General features: G+C 67.9%; 22 protein-coding genes. 19 read left to right on the top strand and 3 right to left on the bottom strand.

Features of this window, described 5'->3' with window-relative positions; genetic code table 11:
• The first annotated feature begins 1 nt into the window (after position 1).
• From IM738_RS15950 to IM738_RS15885, 14 genes are all read left to right on the top strand, one after another.
• A complete protein-coding gene (locus IM738_RS15950; protein ID WP_236961985.1) occupies positions 2-1237 on the top strand; it encodes a URC4/urg3 family protein in 1236 nt (411 codons plus the stop codon).
• A 30-nt stretch (positions 1238-1267) separates the two neighbouring features.
• On the top strand, positions 1268-1897 hold the full coding sequence (upp, locus tag IM738_RS15945) for a uracil phosphoribosyltransferase (protein ID WP_236961984.1): 630 nt from the start codon (positions 1268-1270) through the stop codon (positions 1895-1897).
• A 46-nt stretch (positions 1898-1943) separates the two neighbouring features.
• Positions 1944-2582 carry a LysE family translocator gene (locus tag IM738_RS15940; RefSeq protein WP_236961983.1) on the top strand — a complete coding sequence of 213 codons (639 nt, stop codon included), beginning with the start codon at positions 1944-1946 and terminating at the stop codon, positions 2580-2582.
• Between the two features lie 12 nt (positions 2583-2594).
• Positions 2595-3866 (top strand): amidohydrolase family protein, encoded by a 1272-nt coding sequence (locus IM738_RS15935; protein WP_236961982.1) that lies wholly within the window; start codon positions 2595-2597, stop codon positions 3864-3866.
• A 157-nt stretch (positions 3867-4023) separates the two neighbouring features.
• A complete protein-coding gene (locus IM738_RS15930; RefSeq protein ID WP_236961980.1) occupies positions 4024-4257 on the top strand; it encodes a YdcH family protein in 234 nt (77 codons plus the stop codon).
• A 38-nt stretch (positions 4258-4295) separates the two neighbouring features.
• Positions 4296-5393 carry an NAD(P)-dependent alcohol dehydrogenase gene (locus IM738_RS15925; RefSeq protein WP_236961978.1) on the top strand — a complete coding sequence of 366 codons (1098 nt, stop codon included), beginning with the start codon at positions 4296-4298 and terminating at the stop codon, positions 5391-5393.
• 194 nt (positions 5394-5587) lie between these two features.
• Positions 5588-6478, top strand: a complete 891-nt coding sequence (locus IM738_RS15920; protein ID WP_442908525.1) for a transporter substrate-binding domain-containing protein — start codon at positions 5588-5590, stop codon at positions 6476-6478.
• A 5-nt stretch (positions 6479-6483) separates the two neighbouring features.
• Positions 6484-7371, top strand: a complete 888-nt coding sequence (locus IM738_RS15915; RefSeq protein WP_236966333.1) for an amino acid ABC transporter substrate-binding protein — start codon at positions 6484-6486, stop codon at positions 7369-7371.
• A 55-nt stretch (positions 7372-7426) separates the two neighbouring features.
• Positions 7427-8329 (top strand): amino acid ABC transporter substrate-binding protein, encoded by a 903-nt coding sequence (locus tag IM738_RS15910; protein WP_236961974.1) that lies wholly within the window; start codon positions 7427-7429, stop codon positions 8327-8329.
• Positions 8330-8492: 163 nt separating this feature from the next.
• Positions 8493-9233 carry an amino acid ABC transporter permease gene (locus IM738_RS15905; protein WP_236961972.1) on the top strand — a complete coding sequence of 247 codons (741 nt, stop codon included), beginning with the start codon at positions 8493-8495 and terminating at the stop codon, positions 9231-9233.
• 1 nt (position 9234) lies between these two features.
• Complete coding sequence (locus IM738_RS15900) at positions 9235-9900, top strand: amino acid ABC transporter permease (RefSeq protein ID WP_236961971.1); 666 nt, start codon at positions 9235-9237, stop codon at positions 9898-9900.
• Between the two features lie 12 nt (positions 9901-9912).
• The gene (locus IM738_RS15895) at positions 9913-10647 is read left to right on the top strand and encodes an amino acid ABC transporter ATP-binding protein (protein WP_236961969.1); all 735 of its coding nucleotides are present in this window, start codon (positions 9913-9915) and stop codon (positions 10645-10647) included.
• Between the two features lie 78 nt (positions 10648-10725).
• Positions 10726-12624: an ATP-binding protein gene (locus IM738_RS15890; protein ID WP_236961967.1), complete on the top strand. Its 1899-nt coding sequence runs from the start codon at positions 10726-10728 to the stop codon at positions 12622-12624.
• Entirely contained in the window at positions 12621-13970 is a 1350-nt protein-coding gene (locus IM738_RS15885; protein WP_236961965.1) for a sigma-54-dependent transcriptional regulator, read from the top strand. Before IM738_RS15890 ends, IM738_RS15885 begins: the two co-directional genes overlap by 4 nt.
• 85 nt (positions 13971-14055) lie before the next feature.
• Here the strand turns inward: IM738_RS15885 and IM738_RS15880 are convergent, their stop codons facing one another.
• The 3 genes from IM738_RS15880 to IM738_RS15870 all read right to left on the bottom strand — a co-directional run bounded on the left by IM738_RS15880 (position 14056) and on the right by IM738_RS15870 (position 18608).
• Positions 14056-14460 (bottom strand): rhodanese-like domain-containing protein, encoded by a 405-nt coding sequence (locus IM738_RS15880; protein WP_236961961.1) that lies wholly within the window; start codon positions 14458-14460, stop codon positions 14056-14058.
• 165 nt (positions 14461-14625) lie between these two features.
• Positions 14626-16938: a xanthine dehydrogenase molybdopterin binding subunit gene (xdhB, locus tag IM738_RS15875; protein ID WP_236961959.1), complete on the bottom strand. Its 2313-nt coding sequence runs from the start codon at positions 16936-16938 to the stop codon at positions 14626-14628.
• Entirely contained in the window at positions 16935-18608 is a 1674-nt protein-coding gene (locus IM738_RS15870) for a xanthine dehydrogenase small subunit (protein WP_236961957.1), read from the bottom strand. Before IM738_RS15870 ends, xdhB begins: the two co-directional genes overlap by 4 nt.
• Positions 18609-18702: 94 nt before the next feature.
• Between IM738_RS15870 and IM738_RS15865 the strand changes: the two genes are divergently transcribed.
• The 5 genes from IM738_RS15865 (at position 18703) to IM738_RS15845 (ending at position 24512) form a co-directional block, all read left to right on the top strand.
• Complete coding sequence (locus IM738_RS15865; protein WP_236961955.1) at positions 18703-19656, top strand: LysR family transcriptional regulator; 954 nt, start codon at positions 18703-18705, stop codon at positions 19654-19656.
• Positions 19653-21215 (top strand): ABC transporter ATP-binding protein, encoded by a 1563-nt coding sequence (locus tag IM738_RS15860; protein ID WP_442908524.1) that lies wholly within the window; start codon positions 19653-19655, stop codon positions 21213-21215. The genes IM738_RS15865 and IM738_RS15860 overlap by 4 nt, the downstream gene beginning before the upstream one ends.
• Complete coding sequence (locus IM738_RS15855) at positions 21202-22257, top strand: ABC transporter permease (protein ID WP_236961951.1); 1056 nt, start codon at positions 21202-21204, stop codon at positions 22255-22257. The genes IM738_RS15860 and IM738_RS15855 overlap by 14 nt, the downstream gene beginning before the upstream one ends.
• 12 nt (positions 22258-22269) lie before the next feature.
• Complete coding sequence (locus IM738_RS15850; protein WP_236961949.1) at positions 22270-23190, top strand: ABC transporter permease; 921 nt, start codon at positions 22270-22272, stop codon at positions 23188-23190.
• 167 nt (positions 23191-23357) lie between these two features.
• Positions 23358-24512 carry a BMP family ABC transporter substrate-binding protein gene (locus IM738_RS15845; protein WP_236961947.1) on the top strand — a complete coding sequence of 385 codons (1155 nt, stop codon included), beginning with the start codon at positions 23358-23360 and terminating at the stop codon, positions 24510-24512.
• The last annotated feature ends 98 nt before the right edge of the window (positions 24513-24610 follow it).

Genomic DNA, 24610 nt, shown 5'->3' with positions numbered 1-24610 from the left:
AATGACCACCGACGCCCACACGGCCGCCGGCGCGGCCCACGCGCTGCGCTCCACCACCGCCGTGCGCGAGCGTTCGGGCCAGCTGCTGGCGCGTGCCCGCGCCGGCGAATCCGACTGCTTCACGGTCAACGACGGCGCGCTGGCGCTGGCCGCCAGCACCGTGGCCGAACTCACCCACGCTCGCTTCCCCGACGGCGGCATCCCGTACCACAGCCGCTGGCGGCACTTCGAGGCCGGCGGGGTGGACCGGGCGGGCCAGCTCGACGCGCTGCTCGGCCCGGTGGACGCCGCGACCCGTGCGCGCGCGCAGATCGACATGGCGCTGGTGAGCGTGTTGCTCGACGCCGGCGCGGGCCCGCGGTGGAGCTTCCGCGAGGCGGACAGTGGCCAGGGCTTCGCCCGCTCCGAGGGCCTGGGCGTGGCAAGTTTCCACGCCTTCACCTCGGGCCTGTTCTCCAGCGATCCGGCGCAGCCGCTGCGGGTGGACGCCGCCGGTCTGGCCGCGCTCACGGCGGCGCAGCTGGGGGCGGCGTTCCAGGTGGGCGACGACAACCCGCTGGTGGGCCTGGAGGGGCGGGCCGCGCTGCTGCGCCGCCTGGGCGCGGTGCTGAGTGCGCAGCCGTCGGTGTTTGGCGCGACGGGGCGGCCCGGTGGCCTGTTCGACGCGCTCACCGCGAACGGGGCGGGCACGGTGGCGGCGCACGCCATCCTGGTCCTGCTGCTGGACACACTCTCGGGCATCTGGCCGGCGCAGAACGCCATCGGCGAGCAAGCGCTGGGCGACTGCTGGCCGCACCCGGCCGTGGTGGGCGAAGGCCTCACCGCCGGCTGGGTGCCGTTCCACAAGCTCTCGCAGTGGCTCACCTATTCGCTGCTGGAGCCGTTTGAATGGGCGGGCGTGCGCGTGACCGGGCTCGATGCGTTGACCGGACTGCCCGAGTACCGCAACGGCGGCCTGCTGATCGACGCGGGTGTGCTGCGCCCGCTGCCCGCCGACTGGGCCACCCGGCCCTGGCAGGCGGGCGATCCCTTCATCGTCGAGTGGCGCGCGCTCACCGTGGCCCTGCTCGACGAACTCGCGCCGCTGGTGCGCACCGAGCTGGGCCTGAGCGCCGAACAGATGCCACTGGCCTGCGTGCTCGAAGGCGGCACCTGGGCCGCGGGCCGCCTGCTCGCCCAGCGGCTGCGCGACGGCCTGCCGCCGCTGAACATCGTGAGCGACGGCACCGTCTTCTAGTCTTCCCCCACAACAACACAAGGCACAAACATGAGCAACGTCCACCTCATCGACCACCCGCTGGTGCAGCACAAGCTCACGCTGATGCGCCGCAAGGACGCGAGCACCAACAGCTTCCGCCGCCTGCTCAACGAGCTGTCCCTGCTCATGACCTACGAGGTCACGCGCGACATGCCGATGCAGGACATTGAAATCGAGACGCCGCTGGAGACCATGACCGCCAAGGTCATCGACGGCAAGAAGCTGGTGTTCGTGTCCATCCTGCGCGCGGGCAACGGCATCCTGGAGGGCATGCTCAACGTCGTGCCGGGTGCGCGCGTGGGCCACATCGGCCTCTACCGAGACCCCAAGACGCTGACCGCGGTGGAGTACTACTTCAAGATGCCGTCCGACATGCCCGAGCGCGACGTGATCGTGGTGGACCCGATGCTGGCCACCGGCAACTCGGCCATCGCCGCCATCGATCGGCTCAAGGAGACCCGGCCGAAGTCCATCAAGTTCGTCTGCCTGCTGACCTGCCCCGAGGGCGTGGCCGCGCTGCAGAAGGCCCACCCCGACGTGCCGATCTACACAGCGGCCATCGACCGCCAGCTCAACGAACACGGCTACATCCTGCCCGGCCTCGGCGATGCGGGCGACCGCATCTTCGGCACGCAGTGACACCGCCCATCCTTGAACGACCCGCGCCCCACCGGAGACCGACCCCATGCCCGACCTGCAGACCCTGCTGATGTTCGCCACCGCCTCGCTCGCGCTGGCGGTGATTCCCGGCCCCACCATGCTGCTGGCCCTCTCCAACGGCATGGCGGGCGGCATGCGCCGCGCGGGCTGGGGCATCGCGGGGGCCACGCTGGGCAGCGGCATCGTGATCGCGGTGGTGGCCGTGGGCCTGGGCTCGCTGCTGGCGGCGTCGGCCTGGCTGTTCGAGGCGGTGCGCGCGGTGGGCGTGCTCTACCTGCTGTGGCTGGCGGTGCAGCTGTGGCGCAGCCCGCCGCTGGACCTGCAGGCCGCCCTGGCCGAGGTGCCGGGTCGTCAGGCCCTGGGCCGCGCCGCTTTTCTGCGCAGCCTCACGGTGGCGCTGTCCAACCCCAAGGCCCTGCTGTTCTTTGCGGCCTTCCTGCCGCAGTTCGTGGACCCGGCATTGCCGGTGGTGGCGCAGTATGCGGCGCTGGGCGCGCTGTTCGTGGTCATCGACGCCGGGGTGATGGTGGCCTACGCCGTCGCCGGGCGGCAGGCGGTGCGCTGGTTGTCGCAGGCCGGTCTGCGCTGGCTGCACCGCGGCTGCGCCGTGGGCATGGGCTTGCTGGCCGCCTTGCTGGCGGGTTACCGCCGCCACGCCCCCTGACCGGGACCGCCCATGCTCGACCTGCTCATCACCCAGGCCAGTCTGCCCGACGGCCGCACCGGCATGTCGGTCGCGGTGCGGGGCGGCCGCATCGTTGAGGTGCGCGAGGGGCTGCAAGCGCCGGCCCACCAGACGCTGGACGCCGCCGGCCAGTTGCTCTCGCCGCCGTTCTGCGACCCACATTTCCACATGGACGCGACGCTGAGCTACGGCCTGCCGCGCGTGAACCAGAGCGGCACGCTGCTGGAGGGCATCGCGCTCTGGGGTGAGCTCAAGCCGCTGCTGACCGAAGAAGCCCTGGTTCAGCGCGCGCTGACCTACTGCGACTGGGCGGTGGCCAAGGGCCTGCTCGCCATCCGCAGCCATGTGGACACCAGCGACCCCAGCCTGCTGCCGGTGCGCGCGATGCTGGAGGTGAAGCGCCGTGTGGCGCCGTACCTCGACCTGCAGCTGGTGGCGTTCCCGCAAGACGGCGTGCTGCGCGCGAAAGGCGGCCTCGACAACCTGAAACGCGCGTTGGGTCTGGGCGTCGACGTGGTGGGCGGCATCCCGCACTTCGAGCGCACCATGAGTGAGGGTGCGGCCAGCGTGAAGCTGCTGTGTGAGCTCGCCGCCGAGCGTGGCCTGCCGGTGGACATGCACTGCGACGAGAGCGACGACCCGCTCTCGCGCCACATCGAGACGCTGGCCTTCGAGACCCAGCGCCTGGGTCTGCAGGGCCGCGTCAACGGCTCGCACCTCACCTCCATGCACAGCATGGACAACTACTACGTGAGCAAGCTGATCCCGCTGATCGCCGAAGCCGGCGTGAGCGCGGTCGCCAACCCGCTGATCAACATCACCCTGCAGGGCCGGCACGACAGCTACCCCAAGCGCCGCGGCATGACGCGCGTGCCCGAGCTCATGGCCGCCGGGGTCACGGTCGCTTTCGGCCACGACTGCGTGATGGACCCCTGGTATTCGCTGGGCAGCGGCGACATGCTGGAGGTGGCGCACATGGGCCTGCACGTGGCGCAGATGACCAGCCAGGCCGGCATGCGCCAGTGCTTCGATGCGGTGACGGTCAACGCCGCGAAGGTGATGGGGTTGGGTGGCCACGGCATCGAAGCCGGGAAGGACGCGAGCTTCGTGCTGCTGCAGGCGCGCGACCCCATCGAGGCGATCCGCCTGCGGGCCACGCGCCTGAAGGTGTGGCGCAAAGGGCAACTGCTGTCGGAGATGGCGCCTGCGTCTGCGCGCCTGAACCTGCCGGGCCGGCCCGGTTTCACCACGTTCGCCCGGTAGGGACGGCAGAGCGCACCCGCGGCAGGTGCATTGGCCTTGGTCTGGGCGCTGGCGCACAGAAGACAGGGCTGACATCGCTCAAGCTTCTTGGTCACGCCCCGTCTGGGCGCGGCGCGATCCTGCGCCTCCCCGGCAGCGCTTCACGAAAGACCCCCCGATGTTTCCAGAGTACCCAGACCTCATCACGAGCCTCAAGACCACCGACGGCCACTTCACGCGGCTGTTCGACCAGCACAACGAACTCGATCAGAAGATCCAGAACATGGAGGACGGCATCGACATGGCCACCCCGGACGAGATCGACACGCTGAAACGCGAAAAGCTGCAGCTCAAGGACGAGCTGTACGTCATCCTCAAAAAGGCCAGCGACGGGAAGACCAGCGACGCCTGACACCCCCAGCCGATGTTTCAACCGTTCCAGGAGGACCCATGGTCACCATGATGAAAGCCGCCGTCTTTGTCGAGAAAAACCGCATCGAGCTGGTCGACAAACCCATCCCCGATGTGGGGCCCAACGACGCCCTGATGCGCATCACGACCACCACCATCTGCGGCACCGACGTGCACATCCTCAAGGGGGAATACCCGGTCGCCAAGGGCCTGACCATCGGCCACGAGCCGGTGGGCGTGATCGAAAAACTGGGCAGCGCCGTGATGGGCTACACCGAAGGCCAGCGGGTCATCGCAGGCGCCATCTGCCCGAACTTCAATTCCTACGCGGCGCAGGACGGCGCGCCCTCGCAAGACGGCAGCTACCTGATTCCCCAGGGCCTGTGCGGCTGCCATGGCTTCAAGGCCACGGCGGGCTGGCGCTTCGGCAACCTGATCGATGGCACCCAGGCCGAGTACGTGCTGGTGCCCGATGCCCAGGCCAACCTCGCGCCCATCCCGGATGGGCTGACCGACGAGCAGGTGTTGATGTGCCCCGACATCATGTCCACCGGTTTCAAGGGCGCGGAGAACGCCGGCATCCGCATCGGCGACACCGTGGTGGTGTTTGCGCAAGGCCCCATCGGCCTGTGCGCCACCGCGGGCGCGCGCCTGCTGGGCGCGTCCACCATCATCGCGGTGGACGGCAATGACCACCGCCTGGACATCGCGAAGAAGATGGGCGCCGACCTCACGCTCAACTTCAACCACTGCGATGTGGTCGACGAGATCATGAAGATCACGGGCGGGCGCGGTGTGGACGCGTCCATCGAGGCGCTGGGCACCCAGTCCACCTTCGAGTCGGCCCTGCGCGTGCTCAAACCCGGCGGCACCTTGTCCAGCCTGGGCGTCTATTCAACCGACCTGACGATCCCGCTCACAGCGTTCGCCGCCGGCCTGGGCGACCACCGCATCGTCACCGCGCTGTGCCCGGGCGGCAAGGAGCGCATGCGCCGGCTGATGAACGTCGTGGCTTCGGGTCGCATCGACCTGGGCGTGATGGTGACGCACCAGTTCAAGCTCGACGACATCGTGGCAGCGTATGAGCTGTTTGCACACCAGCGCGATGGCGTGTTGAAGGTGGCGATCAAGCCCTGAGGCTGGCGGGAGCCCGGGCGTCGGAAATCCGTTTTTGGTGTGGTGGGTGAAACGGATTTCCGTTCGCTCAGGCGGCTTGTGAGCGTCACAAACGCGGTTTGAGAGGGGTTTTGGGCCACATTGGAGCCCCATTCCTAGGGTTAATACTCACTGGCATGGCCTTTGCGCTGACAACCCCCAAACACCCCATGACCATGACCCGTTGCCTGCCCCCCTTTCTGCTGATGTGCTGCGCCCTGGGCGCACAGGCCCAGACGCCGGTGCTCACGACGCTGCAGAAGATTTCGCAGACGGCCACCATCAACCTGGGGCACCGGGAGTCCTCGGTGCCGTTCTCGTACTACGACGGCCGCCGCCAGGTGGTGGGCTATTCGCAGGACCTGATGCTGGCGGTGGCGGACAGCATCAAGAAGGAACTCAAGCTCCCGGCGCTCGCGGTCAAGCTGGTGCCGGTGACCTCCCAGAACCGGATCCCCCTGGTGCAGAACGGCTCGGTGGACCTGGAGTGCGGCTCCACCACCCACAACCGCGAACGCGCGCGCCAGGTGGCGTTCTCGGTCTCCATCTTCCAGACCAGCTCGCGCTTGCTCACCCGGGTGGACTCGGGTGTCACCGATCTGTCTGATCTCGGTGGGCGGCGCGTGCTGGTCACCGCCGGCACCACGAGCGAGCGCCAGCTCATGCTGCACAGCGAGTCCACGGGCCTGAAGGTGGACATCGTCTCGGCCAAGGACCACGGCGAGGCGTTCGAGCAGCTGCAGAGCGGGCGGGCCGTCGCGTTCCTGATGGACGAGGCCTTGCTCTACGGGCTGCGCGCGAAGACCGACCGGCCCGAGGACTGGCGCGTGGTCGGCAAGCCGATGGCGACCGAGGTCTACGCCTGCATGCTGCGCAAGGACGACACCGCGTTCAAGGCCGTGGTGGACCGCAGCCTGACGCGGCTGATGCAGTCGGGCGAGGCGCTGAAGGTCTACCGCCGCTGGTTCCAGAGCCCGATTCCGCCCAAGGGGCTGAACCTGAACTGGCCACCGCCCGACGCCTTGCTCGACCTGTACCGGTCGCCGACCGATCAACCTCTGGGATGACCACCATGGCCTGTCTGAACCGGTTTTTCTGGGCCGCGGCCCTGGCGTCGGCGCCGCTGTGGGCGGCGGCCGGCCCGGTGCTGGACCGCATCCAGAGGGACGGCAGCATCGTGCTGGCCCACCGCGAATCGTCGGTGCCGTTTTCTTTCGTCGACGCCGACAAGAAGCCGGTGGGTTATGCGATCGACCTGTGCCTGAAGCTCGCCGAGGCCGTGCGCAAGAAGCTGGCGCTGGAGACGCTCACCCCCCGCTTCGTGCAGGTCACGCCGGCCAACCGCATCGCCATGGTGGAAGAGGGCAAGGCCGACCTCGAGTGCGGCTCGACCACCAACAACGCCGAGCGCCGCGAGAAGGTGGCCTTCACGGTGCCGCACTACATCACCGGCGCGCGCTACCTGGTGCGCGCGGACAGCGCGGTGCAGGTGGTGCGCGACTTCAAAGGGCTGAAGCTGGTCTCCACCAAGGGCACCACGCCGCTGAAGGCGGTGAACCGCGCCAACAACGAGTACCTGCTGGGCATCACGGTTCTGGAAGCCGACGACCATTCGCGCGCCCTCGAGATGGTGGAACGGCGCGAGGCCGACGGTTTCGTGATGGACGACGTGCTGCTCTACGGCCTGGCCGCGGGGCGGCCCAACCCGGGCCAGCTCAAGGTGGTGGGCAAGTTCCTGACCATCGAACCGCTGGCCATCATGCTGCCCAAGAACGACCCGCAGTTCAAACAGCTGGTGGACGACGAGATGAAGCGGCTGATCCGTTCCCGGGAGGCGCACGCGATCTACGACCGCTGGTTCAGTCAGCCCATCCCGCCCGCCAACAAGCCCTTGAACCTGCCCATGAACTACCTGCTGAAGGACTTCTGGAAGTACCCCACGGACCAGGTGCCCGGTTGAGCCGGCCACGGTCATTCTTTTGTTTCCCCCACCCTCCCAACCTTTTGGAGCCTGTATGAAAAAGTCTTTGTTGATTGTTGCCGCCCTCGTGGCCAGCTCGGCCGCCGTGGCGCAGACCACCGACACCCTGAAGAAGATCAAGGACAGCGGGTCCGTGACCATGGGCGTGCGTGAAAGCTCGGGTGCCCTGTCCTACACGCTGGGCGACGGCAAGTTCGTGGGTTACCACGTGGAGATCTGCCAGAAGGTGCTGGCCGACGTGCAGAAGCAGCTGGGCCTGGCCAAGCTGGACATCAAGTACCAGCCGGTGACCTCGCAGAACCGCATCCCGCTGGTGCAGAACGGCACCGTGGACATCGAGTGCGGCTCCACCACCAACAACGCCGCGCGCCAGAAGGACGTGTCCTTCGCCGTGACGACCTTCGTGGAAGAGGTGCGCATCGCGGTGAAGGCCAACTCCGGCATCACCTCGATTGCCCAGCTCAACGGCAAGAAGGTCGCCACCACGACCGGCACCACCTCCGTGCAGACCCTGCGCAAGAACGAACGCGCCACCGGCGTGAACTTTGAAGAGGTCTACGGCAAGGACCACGCCGACAGCTTCCTGCTGCTGGAGAGCGGCCGTGCCGACGCCTTCGTGATGGACGGCGCCATCCTGGCCGGCAACATCGCCAAGGCCAAGAACCCGGCCGACTTCAAACTCGTGGGTGAGGTGCTGTCGGTGGAACCCATCGCCATCATGATCCGCAAGGACGACGCCGCCTTCAAGAAGGCCGTGGACGACAGCCTCAAGGCCATGATGAAGTCGGGCGACGTGGCCAAGCTGTGGACCAAGTGGTTCGAGCAGCCGATCCCCCCGGCCAACACCAAGGTCGGCATGGTCGCCAACGAGAACACGAAAGCGGCCTGGGCCACCCCGAACGACAAGCCGATGGAAGACTATTCCGTCAAGAAGTAAGGCCCCCACACTCCGCCGCTGCGCGGGTCGTTGCCCCAAGACCGGGAAGGGCCCCGGTCTCCGCCGGGTCCGGGGGCTGATCCGGCTTGGGGCGGCCCGGCGCCGGATCGGTCTCTCCGGCGTCGGGTTTGTTTTCTTATTCAGTTGAACTGGGGAATTCACCATGAGCACATGGGATTGGCAGGTGTTCTGCAAGGACACCATCGACGGTGAGGTGCGCCCCAGCTGTTTTGGCGAGGGCGGCGACATCACCTACCTGGACTGGCTGCTCTCGGCCTGGGGCTGGACGCTCAGCGTCGCCGTGCTGGCGCTGGTCGTCGCGCTGGTGGTGGGCGCGGTCATGGGCATCTTCCGCACCACGCCGAGCAAGGTGCTGGTGGCCATCGGCAACGTGTGGACCGAGCTGTTCCGCAACATCCCGCTGCTGGTGCAGGTGTTCCTGTGGTACCACGTGCTGCCGTCCCTGATTCCGCCGCTGCGCGAGGTGCCGAGCTTCATCCTGGTGGTGTTCGCGCTCGGCTTCTTCACCTCGGCGCGCATCGCCGAGCAGGTGCGCGCGGGCATCCAGAGCCTGCCCAAGGGGCAGCGCTACGCCGGGCTGGCCATGGGCCTGACGCTGTCGCAGACCTACCGCTATGTGTTGCTGCCGATGGCGTTCCGCATCGTCATCCCGCCGCTGACCAGCGAGAGCATGAACATCATCAAGAACTCCTCGGTGGCGTTCGCGGTGTCCATCGCCGAGCTGACCATGTTCGCCATGCAGGCGCAGGAAGAAACCTCGCGCGGCATCGAGGTCTACCTCGCGGTCACCGGCCTGTACTTCATCTCGGCTTTCGTCATCAACCGCATCGCGCTGTTCATCGAACACAAGGTGCAGGTGCCCGGCATGATCGGGGGGCATTGACATGAATCTCGACTTTTCTTTTCTGGACGGGTCGGTCCTGTCGAGCTTCGTGCTCAAGGGCCTGATCTTTTCGGTGCAGCTCACGCTGATCGCGATGGTCGGTGGCATCCTGCTCGGCACGGTGCTCGCGCTCATGCGCCTCTCAGGCAAGAAGTGGCTGGTGATCCCGGCCGCGTTCTACGTGAACACCCTGCGCTCCATCCCGCTGGTGATGGTGATCCTGTGGTTCTTCCTGCTCATTCCGCTGCTGATCGGTCAGCCCATGGGCGCGGAGCTCTCGGCCATGATCACCTTCACGGTGTTCGAGGCCGCGTACTTCTCGGAGATCATGCGCGCGGGCATCCAGAGCGTGCCCAAGGGCCAGGTCAACGCGGGTTACGCGGTGGGCATGACCTACGGCCAGACCATGCAGCTGATCGTGCTGCCGCAGGCCTTCCGCAACATGCTGCCGGTGCTGATGACGCAGACCATCATCCTGTTCCAGGACACCTCGCTGGTGTACGCCATCGGTGCCTACGACCTGCTCAAGGGCTTCGAGGTAGCGGGCAAGAACTTCAACCGGCCGGTGGAGACCTACCTCGTGGCCGCCGTCGTCTATTTCGTCATCTGTTTCTCGCTGTCGATGCTGGTGCGTCGCCTGCAGAAGAAGATCGCCATCATCCGCTGAAGGAGCAGAGCCATGATCGACATCAAGAACGTTTCCAAGTGGTACGGCAGCTTCCAGGTGCTGACCGACTGCACCACGGCCATCCAGAAGGGCGAGGTGGTGGTGGTCTGCGGCCCCTCGGGCTCGGGCAAGTCCACCCTGATCAAGACAGTGAACGCGCTGGAGCCTTTCCAGAAGGGCGACATCGTGGTGGACGGCATCAGCATCGCCGACCCCAAGACCAACCTGCCCAAGCTGCGCAGCCGCGTGGGCATGGTGTTCCAGCACTTCGAGCTGTTCCCGCACCTGTCGGTGACCGAGAACCTCACGCTGGCGCAGATCAAGGTGCTGGGCCGCAACGCCGACGAGGCCAAGACCCGCGGCCTGAAGATGCTCGACCGCGTGGGCCTGATGGCGCACAAGGACAAGTTCCCCGGCCAGCTCTCGGGCGGACAGCAGCAGCGCGTGGCGATCGCCCGCGCGCTGAGCATGGACCCGATCGTGATGCTGTTCGACGAGCCGACCTCGGCGCTCGACCCCGAGATGGTGGGCGAGGTGCTGGACGTGATGGTCAAGCTCGCGCAAGAGGGCATGACCATGATGGTCGTCACCCACGAGATGGGGTTTGCCAAGAAGGTCAGCCACCGCGTGATCTTCATGGACGCCGGCAAAATCGTCGAAGATTGCCGGCGCGACGAGTTCTTCGGGAACCCGGACGCGCGCTCGCCACGGGCCAAGGAGTTCCTCTCCAAGATCCTGGCCCACTGAGATCTTCTGCCTGAGGTCGCCATCCACCCAGCACCGCCGTCCGGTCCGCCCCCATCCCCGCCGCGCCACCGGCCCGGGGTGGCCCTGCGGCGCGCGCTGCTGGCGCTGGTGGCGCTGGCCCTCATCGCGGCGGGGGGTTTCTGGGTGTACGAGCGCAGCTTCGCCCAGGGCGCGGCCAGCCTGAAGGCGGCCTCCAACGGCCGGCTCGATCTGTTCGCCTCGGTGGTCGAGGCGCGGGTGCGGCGCCTGGAGCCGGTGCCGGCGACCATCCAGCTCAACCCCGTGGTGGTGCGGCTGCTGCAGGCGCCCGGCGCGGCGCACGCGCTGGCCGCCAACGACTACCTCTCGCGCCTGAACGCCCACCTGGGCAGCCTGGCGGTGTTCGTGCTCGATGTGCGCGGCGTGGTGCTGGCCTCCAGCAACACCGCGCTGCGCGACGACAGCCTGCGCGGCGAGGACGTCTCCTACCGCCCCTATTACCTGGAGGCGCTGGCCGGGCGCTCGACGCGCCATTTCGCGATCGGCAGCGGCGGCCACGCGGGCTACTTCGCCTCGCACCCGATCTACGACGGCCCCCGGGTGGTCGGTGTGGCTGTGATCAAGATCGGCCTGGACGCGCTGGAGCAGACCTGGCCCATGCTGGGGGCGCCGGCGCTGGTGGCCGACGCCAACCAGGTGGTGATCCTGTCCTCGCAGCCGCAGTGGCGCTACACCTCGCTCGCGCCGCTGCCCACCGAGCGCCGGGTCGACCTGCAGCTGGCCCAGACCTATGGCGCGCTGCGCCTGCCGCTGTTTCCCCTGAGCGTGGAGCTGTCGGTGGACGAAGACTCGCAGGAGGTGCAGGGCCTGCTGCGGGGCGACGAGGCCAAGGTCTCGGCGGCGCTGGGCCAGGCGCGTGGCCAGGCGGACTTCATGGTGCTCGGGCGCTCGCTCGACGGCATGGACTGGCGGGTGCTGATCTTCACCAGCCTGGCCGCGGTGCGCCACCAGGCCTTGCTGGACGGCATCGGCGGCGCCGTGTCGGTGGCCTTTCTGTTGCTGCTGGCGCTGTACTGGGCGCAGCGCCAGCGCATCGAGCGCCAGAAGCTGGGCGCCAAGCGCCAGCTGGAGCAGGCCAACGCCGAGCTGGAGCAGGAGGTGGGCCGCCGCACGCAGGAGCTCACCGACGCCAACACCCTGCTGCGCAAGGAAGTGGCCGAGCGCGAGCAGACCGAGAAGACCCTGCGCGCCGCGCAGAACGAGCTGGTGCACGCCGGCAAGATGGCCGTGCTGGGCCAGCTCGCGGCCAGCATCACGCACGAGCTCACGCAGCCGCTGGGGGGCATCCGCACCCTGTCGGGCAACGCGGCCGAGTTCATGCGCCGCGGCAACCACGGCGCGGCGCAGGAGAACCTGTCCATCGTGGCCCGGCTGGTCGACCAGATGGCGCGCATCATCGACCCGCTCAAGAGTTTTTCGCGCAAATCGAGCTCGCGTCCCGAGGCGACCGACGTGGGCCGCATCGTGGAGCAGGCCCTGTTTTTGTTCCAGCTGCGCCTGCGGCACGAGCAGGTCGAGACCGACAACCGCTGCGAACCGGGGCGCTGGATCGCCTGGTGCGATGCCAACCGGCTGGAGCAGGTGCTGGTCAATCTGGTCGGCAACGCGCTCGACGCCATGCGCGACGCACCGCGCAAGACGCTGCAGATCACCGCCGAGCTGCGCCCGGACCAGGTGCCGCCGGCGATCGCGATCCAGGTGCAGGACACCGGCAAGGGCCTGAGCGAGGCCGACTTCGCCCACCTCTTCGAGCCCTTCTACACCACCAAGGCCACGGGCGCCGGCCTCGGGCTGGGCCTGGTGATCTGCCGCGACATTGCCGCAGAATTCAAGGGCAGCCTGACGGCGCACAACGCCCCGGGCGCCGGCGCCTGCTTCACGCTCACCGTGCCGCTCTGGCAACCCTCCATGCACCCGAAAATTCCCCCCACGCCATGAACCGCGCCCTCACCGTTCTCCTGGTGGAAGACGACGCCGCCGTGCAGCTGGGCTGCGTGCAGGCCCTGCAGCTGGCCGACATTCCCGTGCGCGCCTTCGATTCGGCCGAGGCCGTGCTGCCACACATCGGCCCCGGCCTGGCCGGCGTGGTCGTGACCGACATGCGCCTGCCCGGCGCCGACGGCCTGTCGGTGATCTGCGAGGCGCGCGACATCGACCCCGACCTGCCCGTGATCATGATCACCGGCCACGGCGACGTGAACCTGGCCGTCCAGGCCATGCGCAGCGGCGCCTACGACTTCATCCCCAAGCCCTTTTCGCCCGAGCAGCTGGTGGAGGTGGTGCAGCGGGCGCTGGAGAAGCGCCGCCTGACCCTGGAGGTGGCCAACCTGCGCCGCGCGCTGACGCTCAGCGAAGGCCTCGAAGGCAAGCTGGTAGGCCACTCGCCGGCCATCGCGCGCGTGCGGCAACTGGTGACCGAGGTGGCCGACTCGCCGGTGGACGTGCTGATCCGAGGCGAAACCGGCACCGGCAAAGAGGTGGTGGCGCGCGCGCTGCACGACCACTCGCGGCGCCGCAACGCGCCCTATGTGGCGCTCAACTGCGGCGGCCTGCCCGACAGCCTGCTCGACAGCGAACTCTTCGGCCATGAACCCGGCGCCTTCACCGGCGCGCAGAAGCGCCGCATCGGCCGCATCGAACACGCCAACGGCGGCACGCTGTTTCTCGACGAGCTCGAAAGCATGCCCATGGGCGTGCAGGTCAAGCTGCTGCGCGTGCTGCAGGAGCGCTGCATCGAGCGCCTGGGCTCGAACCAGAGCATCCCGGTGGACGTGCGCGTGGTCGCCGCGACCAAGGACGATCTGCTGGCGCGCGCGCAACAGGGCAGCTTCCGCGCCGACCTGGTGTACCGGCTGAACGTGGTCAACATCGAGCTGCCCGCGCTGCGCGAGCGGCGCGAAGACATTCCCATGCTGCTGGAGCACTTCATGCTGCTGGCCGCCAGCCGCTACGACCGGCCCGAGCCCCGGCTGCCTCAGGCGCAGCTGCGCCAGCTGATGGCGCGCGACTGGCCCGGCAATGTGCGCGAGCTGCGCAACGTGGCCGATGCGCTGGTGCTGGGCGTGGGACCGCAGTGGGTCTCGCCGCATGCGGCGCCGTCCGACCCGACCACGGGCGGCGCGACCGGCGAACCGGGCCTGGCCGAGACGGTCGACCAGTTCGAACGCAGCCTGATTGCCGACGCGCTGGAGCGCCACGCCGGCAACGTGGGCCAGACCGCCAAGGCCCTGGGCGTGCCCAAGACGACGCTGGTCGACAAGATCCGCAAGCACGGGCTGCGGTAGGCCCACCGGGTTTCATGAAACACCGTCCCGGGTGTCCACGGGTCTGAAGCGCCTCCGACGCCGTGCCGGTCCAGCTGATCGAGGGCTACTTCGTGGCGGTTTCCCGGGCATGGGGCCAGTTCACGATGCCACCCCAGACGAGGACATGTGGGTACCCGTCGGCCCGCATCTTCTCGCCCGCGGCGGGCGACTTCATCCCGCCGTGGCAATAGAGCACCAGGTACTTGTCCTTGGAGGGCGGTGCCTTGATGTCTGCGGTGATGCCGCCCGGGATGTTGATCGCCGTGGGGATGTGCCCCGCCGCGTACTCGGCGGGAGAGCGCACATCCACGATGACAAAGCGCGGGTCCTTGCGCTCGATGAGCTTTCGCAAGCCTTCGGGGGTGCGAAGGTCTTTGCCCAGCCCGTCCGGCAAGGTGTCGGTCTGGGCCCATGTGGGTGAACCGAGCGGCAGGGCCAGCAGCAAGGCAATGAACGACAGCCTTTTCATGGTGAAACCTCCATGGCGCCCGCAGGGGTTGAGACACTGGTGTTTTTATAGACCCCTGGTTCCCCAAGATGTTGAGGAAAGTCAACCGGAGGCCTGATGGTGTCCATCGGACCATGTTGGCTGACCACACGGGACGCCATCCACCGCCCCAGCCCCCACGCCGATTCAGTTCCCCACCGCTCTCAACACCTCTTCCGCGGTCGCGGGTGCGTTCATCGCTTCCGGCCGCCCGCCGGCCTGGGTCACCGCGTCGCGCAGTGCTTCAAAGACGCTGATGGCCAGCATGAACGGGGGCTCGCCCACGGCCTTGCTGCCGTGCACGTTGTCCTCGCGGTTGGCCTCGGGCCAGAGGTCCACCCGGAAATGGGCGGGCACGTCGCCCGATGTGGGGATCTTGTAGGTGCTGGGCGCATGCGTTTGCAGATAACCCTTGCCGTTCCACACCAGTTGTTCGGTGGTCAGCCAGCCCATGCCCTGGACGAACCCCCCTTCGATCTGGCCGATGTCGATCGCCGGGTTGATGCTGTGGCCCACGTCGTGCAGGATGTCCACCTTCAGCACGCGGTACTCGCCGGTGAGGGTGTCAATGGCGACTTCGCTGACCGCCGCGCCATAGGCGAAGTAGTAGAACGGCCGGCCGGTGAGGGTGGTCTTGTCGTAGTGGATCTTGGGCGTGCGGTAGAAGCCATCGCTCCAGAGCTGGATGCGGTTGGCGTAGGCCGCGCCCACCACGTCTTCCCAGCGGCGTGTGGTCTTGTCGGTGATGACCTGGCCACCTTCGAAGCGCACGGCACCCGCGCCCACGCCGTCGAGCCCGGCCACGAAGGCCGCCAGGTTGTCGCGCACGTGGCGGGCGGCGAACTGCGCGGCGCGGCCGTTCAGGTCGGTGCCGCTGCTGGCGGCGGTGGCGCTGGCGTTGGGCACCTTGCTGGTGTCGCTGGCGGTGGCGAGCACGCGCTCGAACGGCACGCCCAGTTCGTCGGCCACGATCTGCGCCACCTTGGTGTTCAGGCCCTGGCCCATCTCGGTGCCGCCGTGGTTCACCATCACGCTGCCGTCGGTGTAGACATGCACCAGCGCGCCGGCCTGGTTGAACAGCGTGGCGGTGAAGCTGATGCCGAACTTGACCGGCGTGAGCGCCAGGCCCTTCTTGATGACGGGGCTCTGCGCGTTGAAGGCCTCGATCTGCTCGCGGCGTTCGCGGTAGCCGCTGGTGAGCGCGAGCTGCGTGATGAGTGGTTCGAGGATGTTGTCCTCCACCTTCATCTGGTAGTGGGTGACATTCCTGTCCTCAATGCCGTAGAGGTTGCGCAGCCGCACGTCCAGCGGGTCCAGGCCCAGCGTGCGCGCGATGTCGCCCAGGATGCGCTCGATCACGATCACGCCCTGCGGGCCGCCGAAGCCGCGGAAGGCGGTGTGGCTCTGCGTGTTCGTCTTGCAGCGGTAGGAGTGGACCGCCACGTCTTCGAGGAAGTAGGCGTTGTCGGCGTGGAAGATGGCGCGGTCGGCCACCGGGCCCGAGAGGTCGGCGCTGAAGCCGCAGTTGACCAGCATCTCCAGCTCCAGGCCGCAGAGCAGGCCACTGTCGTCAAAGCCCGCGCGGTAGTGGTAGGCGAAGGGGTGGCGTTTGCCGGTGATCATGAAATCGTCGTCGCGGTCCAGCCGCAGCTTGACCGGGCACTTCAGCTTGTTGGCCGCGATGGCGGCCCACACGGCCAGGTGGCCGGCCTGCGTTTCCTTGCCGCCAAAGCCGCCGCCCATGCGCCGGCATTCGACCGTGACCGCGTGGTTCGACAGCCCCAAGGCGTGCGACACCCAGTGCTGCACCTCGCCGGGGTGCTGCGTGCTGGTGTAGACCCACCACTGGTTCTGCTCCAGCGGCAGCACATAGGCGATCTGGCCCTCCAGATAGAAGTGTTCCTGGCCACCGACCTCGAAGCGGCCTTCGAGCTGATGCGGCGCACGCTTCAGCGCCGCTTTGGCGTCACCGCGCTGCACGTGCACGGGCGGCAGCACGTAACTCTCCAGCGCGTGCGCCTCGTGCACGCTGAGCACGGCGGGCCGTTCTTCGATGTTCAGCTTCACGAGCCGCGCGGCGCGGCGCGCGGTCATCACGTCGTCGGCCACCACCAGCGCCACCACCTGACCGATGAACTGCACGGTGTCGAGCGCGAACACCGGCTCGTCGTGCGCAAAGGCCGCGAGGGTCGTGTCGCCGGGGATGTCGCGGGCGTCGATCACGGCGCGCACGCCGGGCAGGGCCAGCGCGGCGGACACGTCCACGCCGCGCAGGATGCCGTGCGCCACCGGCGAACACACCGGCGCCGCGTGCAGCGTGCCACGCACCTCGGGGATGTCGTCGATGTAGGTCGCGGCACCGGCCACCTGGGCGCGGGCGCTTTCATGAAAGCGGGATGTTCCCGCTGCGCGCGTGGCCAACGCCTTGTTCACCACCAGCTTGAGATCGGGCGCGTTCATGCCAGCACCTCCAGGGTCTTGAGGCTTTCAAGGTTGATGCCCTGCAGGCCCTGGCTCTCCAGCCAGAAGCGCCGCAGCAGGTTGCCCAGCACGGTCTGGCGGTAGGCGGCGCTGGCGCGCATGTCGCTGATGGGTTGGAACTCGGCGCGCAGCGTGGCGGTGGCGGCCATCACGGTGTCGGCGTTCCAGGGCTGGCCGAGCAGGGCGGCTTCGGTCTGGCGCGCACGGGCCGGGGTGGCGGCCACGCCGCCGGCGCCGATGGAGACCTGTTGCACCACGCCGGCCTTCACCGTCATCTGGATCGCGAGGCAGACGGCGGAGATGTCGTCGTCGAAGCGCTTGCTGATCTTGTACACCCGCAAGAGCTGTTCAGCCCCCACGCTCCCCACTGCGTTGGGTTCGCTGCCCCCCGAGGGGGCGCTCGCTGGCTTGGGACGGCCCGGCGCGGCGCTCGGCGCGTGCCCCGTCGGCCGCGGCACCTTGATCCAGCACAGCAGCTCGTCCGCCCGCATCACGTTCGTGCGGTAGCCGGTGTAGAGGTCTTCCAGCCGCAATTCACGGTGGGCGATCTCGCCGCCTGCGGCGGTCTTCTTCCAGCGCATCAGCACCACGCTGGCACCCAGCGCGATCAGCAGCGGCATCGAGTCGCCGATGGGCGAACCGTTCGCGACGTTGCCGCCCAGCGTGCCCGAGTTGCGCACCGGCAGGCCGGCGAAGCGCTGACTGAAGGTCTTGAGCTGGGGGCGCTCCTTCACCAGCGCGGCAAAGGCATCGGTCAGCGACACAGCGGCGCCGATGGCAATGTGGTGCGGGTAGCTCTCCACGCGTTGCAGCTCGCGCGCCGCGGTCACGTCGAGCACGCGCTCAAAGCGTTTGTGCATCTTGGTCACCCACAGGCCCACGTCGGTGCAGCCGGCCACGACCTGGGCCTTGGGGAACTTCGCCCGCTGTTGCAGCAGCGCGGCCAGGGTGGTGGGGCGCAGGTAGGGCTCATCGCCGGTCTGTTTCGGCTTCAACGCCTTGAGCGCCGCCAGTGTGGCCGCTTCGTCCACGGCACAGTCGGCGGGCAAGGGCAGGCTGCCCATTTTTTCAGCGGCGTCAAGAATGGGGCGGTAGCCGGTGCAGCGGCACAGGTTGCCCGAGAGATCGACCTGCGCCTGTTCCCGGGTGATGCCCTGACCGCCGCCCCCGTGCGCCGACGGGCCGCCCCTAGGCGCATGAGCCCCCTCGGGGGGCAGCGAACCACACGCAGTGGGGAGCGTGGGGGCGATATGTGTCTGGTACATGCCGAACAGGCTCATGACGAAGCCCGGCGTGCAGAAGCCGCACTGGCTGCCGTGGCACTGCACCATGGCCTCCTGGGCTGGATGCAGTTCGCCGGTGCCAGCGGCGATGTCCTCCGCCGTCCAGACCGCCATGCCGTCCACCGAAGCGGCCAGCCGGATGCAGCTGTTGATGGCCCGGTATTGCAGCTTTCCGTTGACCGCCTCGCCCAGCACCACGGTGCAGGCACCGCAGTCGCCTTCGCCGCAGCCCTCCTTGGTGGCGGTGAGGTGCAGGTCCTCGCGCAGCACCTCCAGCAGGGTGCGGTCGGGGGCCACGTGGCCGAGCACCACCGGCTGGCCGCGGCGCAAGAATCTCAGGGTTTGTGCGGGGTTTTGGGACTTCATGCGCCGCAGCATAGCGCCGCGCCCATGGCACAACATATGCTCTCTCGTATGGGCAGAATGCCCAACAGCCCATTTATCCACATACTGAACGGGTATGAAATACGTCTCCATGTTCGACCGCATCGACCTGCACCTGATCCGTGTGCTGCACACCGTGCTCACCGAGCGCAGCGTGTCGCGTGCGGCCTTGCGCCTGGGCATGCACCAGCCGGCGGTCAGCGCCTCGCTCAAGCGGCTGCGCGAACTCGCGGGTGACCCGCTTTTGGTGCGCTCTGGTGCCGGCATGGTGCCCACCGTGGCCGGCTTGCGCATGATCGAGCCGGCGGCCGACATCCTGCGCAGCGCCGAGGTGCTGTTTTCCGACGCGCGCAGCTTCGACCCCGCGACCGCCAGCCACAGCTTCAGCCTGGCGGCCAGCGATTACCTGGACCCGCTGTTCCTGCCGCAGCTGGTGGCCCAGATCAAGGGCCTGGCGCCGCACTGCCCGATCGACATCCACCCGCTCTCGGCCGACTCCGACTACCGGCTGCACCTGGCCCAGGGCGACGTGGACGTGGTGATCGGCAACTGGCCCAAGCCGCCCGACGACCTGCACCTGGGCCGCCTGTTCGGCGACGAGGTGGTGTGCCTGGTGTCCAGCCAGCACCCGGCCGCGCGCCGGGGCTGGGACGTGGAGGCCTGGCTGGCGGCCGAACACATCGCGCCCACCCCCACCCACCCCGGCGCGCGCGGCGTGATCGACGACCACCTGGCGGCACAGGGCCTCACACGCAACATCACCGCGCGCTGCCCGCATTTCGGCCTGATCCCCGCCATGGTGGCCGGCAGCCTGCTGGTGCTGACGACCGGGCGGCAGTATTGCGAGCGTTTCGTGGACCGGCTGCCCGTGCAGATCCTGCCGTGCCCGGTGCCGTTTCCGCGCCTGATGTACTACCAGCTGTGGCACGAGCGCACCCACGCGTCCAGCGCTGCGCGCTGGTTGCGCGAACAGATCAAATCGGTGGCTGCGGCCTTGCGTCGCCCCGATGCCGACGCGGCAGCAGCCTGAACACCCCAAGAGGAGACCCCGTGACCACTCCCCGACTCCAGCTCACCGGCATCACCAAACGCTACCCCGGCGTGGTGGCCAACAACGGCGTCTCGCTCAGCGTGGCACCGGGCCAGATCCACGCCGTGCTGGGCGAGAACGGCGCCGGCAAGTCCACGTTGATGAAAATCATCTACGGCTCGGTCAAGCCCGACGAGGGCTCGGTCATGTTCAACGGCCGGCCGGTGCACGTGCGCAACCCGCAGGAGGCGCGGGCGCTGGGCATCAGCATGGTGTTCCAGCACTTCAGCCTGTTCGACACGCTGACCGTGGCCGAGAACGTGTGGCTGGGGCTGGACAAGTCGCTCAGCCTGCCCGAGGTCAGCGCCAGCATCGATGTCACCGCATCGGCGTACGGGCTGGACATCGATCCCAAGCGCCCGGTGCACACGCTCAGCGTGGGCGAGATGCAGCGCGTGGAAATCATCCGCGCGCTGTTGACCCGACCGCAACTGCTGATCCTCGACGAACCGACCTCGGTGCTGACGCCCCAGGCGGTGGAGAAGCTCTTCATCGTGCTCAACAAGCTGGCGGCCGAGGGCTGCAGCATCCTGTACATCAGCCACAAGCTGCACGAGATCCGCGAGCTGTGCACCGCCTGCACGGTGTTGCGCGGTGGCCAGGTCACGGGTGTGTGCGACCCGCGCGAAGAAAGCAACGCCTCGCTCTCGCGCCTGATGATCGGTGCCGAGCCGCCGGCATTGAACGTGCGCGAACTCAAGGTGGGTGCCACGGTGATGGAGGTGAAAGACCTCAGCATGCCCAGCGATGACCCGTTCGGCACCGACCTGCACGACATCGCCTTGACCGTTCGCGCGGGCGAGGTGGTGGGTATCGCGGGCGTGTCGGGCAACGGCCAGGCCGAGCTGCTGTTTGCGCTTTCGGGCGAAGACACCCACGCGCCGGCCGGCAGCATCTCGGTGGGCGGCAAAGACGTTTCGCGCTACGGCCCGGGCAAGCGCCGCGCGCTGGGCCTGCATTTCGTGCCCGAAGAGCGGCTGGGCCGCGGCGCGGTGCCCACGCTCTCGCTCGCGCACAACCTGCTGCTGTCGCGCCGCGACACGCTGGGGGCGGGCGGCTGGCTGCGTCTCGGCGCGCTCAAGGTCCAGGCGGCCGACATCATCCAGCGCTACAACGTCAAGGCCAACGGGCCGGACGCGGCGGCCAAGTCGCTCTCGGGCGGCAACCTGCAGAAGTTCATCGTCGGCCGGGAGATCGAGGCCAAGCCCAAATTGCTGATCGTGAGCCAGCCCACCTGGGGTGTGGACGTGGGCGCTTCGGCGCAGATCCGCGGCGAGATCCTGGCGCTGCGCGACGCGGGTTGTGCGGTGCTGGTGGTGAGCGAAGAGCTGGACGAGCTGTTCGAGATCAGCGACCGCCTGCACGTGATCGCCAAGGGGCGGCTCTCCCCCAGCCTGGACCGGGCCGACGCCACCATCGAGCGCATCGGCGAGTGGATGTCCGGCCTCTGGGACACCAGCCACAACAACAAGAAGGAGACCGCCCATGCTGCGGCTTGAAGTCCGCCCCCAACCCTCGGCGCGCTGGGGCTACGCCTCGCCGCTGCTGGCGCTGGCCATCACCGTGGTGATCGGTGTGATCCTGTTTGCGCTGCTGGGCAAAGACCCGGTGCGTGGCCTGCAGGTCTTCTTCTGGGAGCCGCTCAAGAGCACCTACGCGCTCTCGGAGCTGATGGTCAAGGCCACGCCGCTGCTGATCATCGCGCTCGGGCTGGCGGTGTGTTTCCGCTCCAACGTGTGGAACATCGGTGCCGAAGGCCAGTTCGTGATCGGCGCGGTGTTCGCGGCCGGCGTGGCGTTGCTCGCCGGGCCCGACACCGGGCGCTGGATCGTGGTCGCCATCCTGCTCGCGGGCGTGGCGGGCGGCATGTTCTGGGCCGGCATCACCGCGCTGCTGCGCGACCGCTTCAACGCCAACGAAATCCTGGTCAGCCTGATGCTGGTGTACGTGGCGATCCAGGTGCTGAACTTCCTGGTCTACGGCCCCTGGAAAGACCCGCTGGGCTACAACTTCCCGCAGACCAAAACCTTCGACGCCGTCACCCAGATCCCCAAGCTGATGCAGGGCTCGCGCGTCAACGTCGGCCTGCTGCTCGCGCTGGCCGGCGTGGCCGCGGTCTGGGTGTTTCTGTTCCGCACCTACGCCGGCTTCGCCCAACTGGTGGGTGGCCTGGCCCCGGCGGCGGCGCGCTACGCCGGCTTCTCCTCACGCAAGGCGCTGTGGATCGCGCTGCTGACCTCGGGCGGTGCCGCCGGTCTGGCCGGTGCGCTGGAGGTGGCCGGGCCGATTGGCCAGCTCACGCCCTATGTGCCAGCGGGCTACGGCTTCGCCGCGATCATCGTGGCCTATGTGGGGCGGCTGCACCCGGTGGGCATCGTGTTCTCGGCCATCCTGATGAGCATGTTCTACATCGGTGGTGAACTGGCGCAGTCGCGCATGGGCCTGCCGAAGTCGATCACCGGCGTGTTCCAAGGCCTGCTGCTGTTCGCGCTGCTGGCCTGCGACACGCTCATCGCATACCGTGTGGTTTGGAAAAAGTAAGGAGTACGAAACATGGAATCCATCGCACTCCTGATCGGCGCCTCGCTCAACGCGGGCACCGTGCTGGCCATCGCTTCGCTGGGCCTGCTGATCAACGAAAAGGCCGGCATCGTCAACCTCGGTGCCGAGGGCCTGATGCTCTGCGCCGCGCTGGCGGGTTTTGCCACCGTGGTGCACACCGGCAGCACCGTGGCGGGCTTCGCGGCCGGCATGGCGGTGGGCGCCTTGCTGGCCGGGGTGTTCGGTGTGCTGGTGATCTGGCTCAACACCAACCAGTACGCCACGGGGCTGGCGCTGTCGCTGTTTGGCGCGGGGTTTTCGGCCTTCGCGGGCACCAGCTTCGTGCAGGCCAAGCTGCCTTCGCTGCCGCCTTTCACCATTCCGGTGCTGGCCGACATCCCGCTGCTCGGCCCCATGCTGTTCCGCCACCATCCCATGGTCTATGTGTGCGTGGGGCTGGTGCTGGGCCTGATCTGGTTTCTCTACCGCACGCGCGCCGGCCTGGTGCTGCGCAGCGTGGGCGAGAGCCCGGAGTCGGCCCACGCGCTGGGCTACCCGGTGCGCCGCATCCGCCTCATGGCCGTGATGGCCGGCGGCGGGCTCTGCGGTCTGGCCGGGGCTTACGTGTCCACCGTGTACACGCCGCTGTGGGTCGAGGGCATGATCGCCGGCAAGGGCTGGATCGCACTCGCGCTCACCACCTTCGCGACCTGGCGACCGGCACGCGTGTTGCTTGGTGCCTACCTGTTTGGTTTCGTGACCATGCTGCAGTTTCACCTGCAGGGCATCGGTGTGAACGTGCCCAGCCAGTTCCTGACCATGATGCCGTACCTGGCCACCATCGTGGTGCTGGTGCTGATCTCGCGCAACCCGACCTGGATCCGCATCAACATGCCCACTTCGATCGGGAAGCCCTTTTACCCTGGCGCATGATGAAGCTCCCCCTGCGCCGCCTTCGGCGTCACCCCCAAGGAGGCGACACCGGCCGTCCGGCAAAGCCGGCCCGGCGGTGTCCCCGGAGGGGTGGGCCTGCGCATAGACTCGTGTTTCAATCCCATTTGTTGTTTCGATTTCTTTAACCCACCCACCAAGAGGTTTCCATGACAGAACTGAGCAAACGTTCCCTGATCAAGGCCTTCGCGCTGACCGCGCTGGCCAGCGCCACGCTGATCGGCTGCGGCAAGAAGGAAGAAGCGCCCGCACCCGCCGCGGCGCCCGCACCGGCGCCGGCCGTTGCCGAGGCACCGAAGGCCGAGCCGTTGAAGGTCGCGTTTGCCTACGTCGGCCCGGTGGGTGACGGTGGCTGGACGTTTGCCCACGACAACGCCCGCAAGGCGATCGAAGCCGAGTTCGGCGACAAGATCGTGACCAGCTTTGTCGAAGGCGTGCCCGAAGGCCCCGACGCCGAGCGCGTGATCCGCGACATGGCGACCCAGGGCAACAAGCTGATCTTCGGCACCACCTTCGGCTACATGGAGCCCATGCTCAAGGTGGCGCCCGACTTCAAGGACGTGAAGTTCGAGCACGCCACCGGCTACAAGACCGCCGAGAACATGCGCACCTACGACAGCCGCACCTACGAAGGCGCGTACATGGCCGGCGTGATCGCGGGTTCCATGACCAAGACCAACACGCTGGGCGTCGTGGCCTCGATCCCAATCCCTGAAGTGATCCGCAACATCAACAGCTTCACCTTGGGTGCGCAGTCGGTCAACCCCAAGGTCAAGACCAAGGTGGTGTGGGTGAACGGCTGGTTCGACCCTCCGAAAGAAACCGAAGCCGCGACCTCGCTGATCAACGGTGGCGCCGACGTGCTGATGCAGAACACCGACTCGCCCGCCGTGCTCAAGACGGCCGAAGAAAAAGGCAAGCGCGCCTTCGGCTGGGATTCCGACATGACCGCCTACGGCCCCAAGGCCCACCTGGGTTCTGCCGTGATCAACTGGGCTCCGTACTACATCAAGGCCACCAAGGACGCGCTGGAAGGCACCTGGAGCACCGGTGGCGTGTGGTGGGGCCACAAGGAAGGCGCGATCGACATGGTGTCCATTGCCGAAGACGTGCCCGCTGACACCAAGGCCAAGATCGAGACCATCAAGGCCGGCCTGAAAGACGGCAGCTTCTCGATCTGGAAGGGTCCGATCCTGGGTCAGGACGGCAAGGAAGTGCTGGCCAAGGACGTCGTCGCCGACGACAAGTTCCTGGGTGGCGTGAAGTTCTACGTCAAGGGCGTCGAAGGCAAGGTGCCGAACTGACCCACCCCCGCCGCGCCGCAGGCGCGACCCCCTCAAGGGGGCGATGCGAGTGGCCCGGCGGAGCCGGTTCCACCGCATCCTGGGAAAGGCCCTTCGCC

This window comes from Hydrogenophaga sp. SL48 (genome assembly GCF_021729865.1).
Classification (GTDB): Bacteria; Pseudomonadota; Gammaproteobacteria; order Burkholderiales; family Burkholderiaceae_C; genus Hydrogenophaga.
This window is presented reverse-complemented; position numbering and strand designations above follow the sequence as displayed.